This is a genomic window from Methylobacterium sp. WL103 (genome assembly GCF_008039885.1).
Lineage (GTDB): Bacteria > Pseudomonadota > Alphaproteobacteria > Rhizobiales > Beijerinckiaceae > Methylobacterium > Methylobacterium cerastii.
In genome coordinates this window covers 1-2342 of the sequence record NZ_VRUX01000631.1, presented here as the reverse complement: position 1 = coordinate 2342, position 2342 = coordinate 1, and the positions used below count along the sequence as shown (strand labels likewise).

Genomic DNA, 2342 nt, shown 5'->3' with positions numbered 1-2342 from the left:
GCCTTGTCGAGGCCCTTGGCCGCCACCGGGCCGATCAGCATCGTGAGCGCGGCCAGCGCCACCGCGAAGCGCGTCGCGGTGGCGTCGGTGAGCCCCAGGGAGCCCGCGAGCGGCAGCAGCACGAAGGCGAACTCGCCGGCCGGCGCCAGGATCGCGGCGCCGCGCACCGCGTCGAGCCAGGTCGAGCCGAACAGGCGGAACAGCCCGGCCACGAGGGCGACCTTGACCAGGATCGCGGCCAGCGTCGCCCCGAACAGGAGCGGCCAGACCGCGCGCACCAGCTCCCCGTCGATCGACATGCCGACGCTCATGAAGAACAGGCCGAGCAGCATGCCGCGGAACGGCTCGATGTCGGCCTCAAGCTGGTGGCGGAAGTTCGATTCCGAGAGCAGGATGCCGGCCAGGAACGCGCCCATCGCCATCGACAGGCCGACCTCCTGCATCAGCAGCGCGGTGCCGAGCACCACCAGGAGTGCGGCCGCCGTCATCACCTCGCGGGCGCCGCTCGCGGCGAGCAGGCGGAAGAACCGGTTCAGGCCGTAGCGGCCGACGAGCACCACGGCGACGATCGCCGCCAGCGCCTTGCCCGTGGAGAGTGCGGCGTCCCCGAGCCAGGGCGCGCCGCTGCCGCCGCCGGCGGACGCCAGCAGCGGCATCACCGCCAGGATGCCGACGACCGCGATGTCCTGGAACAGCAGCACCGCGAAGGCGCGGCTGCCGTAGGCGGTGCTGAGGTCGCCGCGCTCCTCCAGCAGCTGCAGCGCCACCGCGGTGGCCGAGAGCGCGAGCGTGATGCCGATGATCCCGCTGGCGCTGGGCGCCGCGCCGAACAGTACGCCGAGGCCTCCGAGCACGATCGCGCAGACGACGAGCTGCGCCGTGCCGAGCCCGAAGATGTCGCGGCGCATCGAGACGAGCTGCGACAGGTGCAGCTCCAGCCCGACGATGAACAGCAGCAGCACCACGCCAATCTCGGCGACGCTCGCCGCCGTCTCCGGCTCGGCGATCAGCGACAGGCCGGACGGGCCGATCAGAACGCCGGCCACGAGGTAGCCGAGCACCGCGCTCTGCCCCAGCAGCCGGAAGATCGGCACGCCGATCACCGCCGCCGACAGGAACGTCAGCACCGGCGGCAGGAAGCTCGCATGTTCGGCCGGGCTCGCCATGAAGTGCCTGATCGCGAGGACGGGAGGTCTTGGACGGGAGGTCTTGGACGGGAGGTCTTGGACTAGACGTCCTGCCCTTAGCGCGGCCGGCGCGGAGGCGCGAGGGCTTTGCGCGTGCCGTTCGTCACCCGGCCGGCCCACGGCGCGGCCTTGAGGGGGGGGCGACGGCGCGGCCTTAGGGGCGGGCGCTGCGCGAAACCCCGTCCCTGCGGCGCAGCTGCAGTTTGCGGTTGAACTTTTGTGTTCATTAACGCTGCGCCCCTAGACCGGAGGAGGGCAATGTTCGGGGGAGCATGATCCGCTGAAGACAATATTCCCGGAGTCCGTCGTGTCGCTGAAAATCCTCTCGATCCGTGCCAAGCTCGTCGCCGCCTTCGCGACGTTGACCGCGTTCCTGCTCGGGCTCGGCATGCTCGGCCTCGTCGGCGTCTCGAGCGTCAACGGGCTGCTGGTGGACGTGCAGACGAATTGGCTGCCGAGCGTGCGGGATGCCGGCGTCGTCGACGCCCTGACCGGCCGCTACACCACCAGCCTGCTGCGCCACATGCTGACGACCGAGCCGAAGGCGTTGGCCGCGATCGATGCCGACATCGCCAAGCGCAACCAGACGATCGACGCGGCGATCGCGACCTACGCGCGCAACATCACCTCCCCCGAGGAGCGGGCGCTGTACGAGGCCTTCGTGAGTGACTGGCGCGCCTTCACGGCGACCGAGGCCCCGATCCTCGCCCACTCGCGCGCCGGCGAGAAGGCCGAGGCGCTGGCGGTGTACCAGTCGAAGGGGATCGAGACCCGCCGTAAGGCCTCGATCACCTTGGAGAAGATCATCGCGCTCAACGCCGAGGGCGCGGCGCGGGCGGAGGCCGCCGCCGTGGTCTCCGTCGAGCGCACCCGGTTCTGGATCGTGGCCGCCCTCGGGGCGGCTCTGGTCCTCGCGGTCGCGATGGCGGTGCTGCTGACCGTCGGCGTCGGGCGCGGGATCGACCGCGTCGTGCGGCCGATGCAGGCCCTGGCCGAGGGCGACCTCGGCGTGGTGATCCCGCTCCAGGGCACCCGCACCGAGATGGGTCGCGTCGCCGACGCGGTGCAGGTGTTCAAGGACGCGCTGCTGCGGATGCGCGCGCTGGAGGCCGACACCGCCCTGGCGCGGGCCGGCGCCGAGGCGCAGCGCAAGGA

The 2342-nt window shown here is 71.6% G+C and carries 2 protein-coding genes; one reads left to right on the top strand and one right to left on the bottom strand.

The features are described from left to right. Window positions 1–1166, bottom strand: a 1166-nt coding sequence (locus tag FV222_RS23455) for a monovalent cation:proton antiporter-2 (CPA2) family protein (protein WP_187277445.1), incomplete at its 3' end; no start/stop codon positions are given. 328 nt (window positions 1167–1494) lie between these two features. On the opposite strand from FV222_RS23455, the gene FV222_RS23450 reads away from it, so the two are divergent. After that, window positions 1495–2342: MCP four helix bundle domain-containing protein (locus FV222_RS23450; RefSeq protein WP_147815771.1), on the top strand; the 848-nt coding region annotated here is incomplete at its 3' end.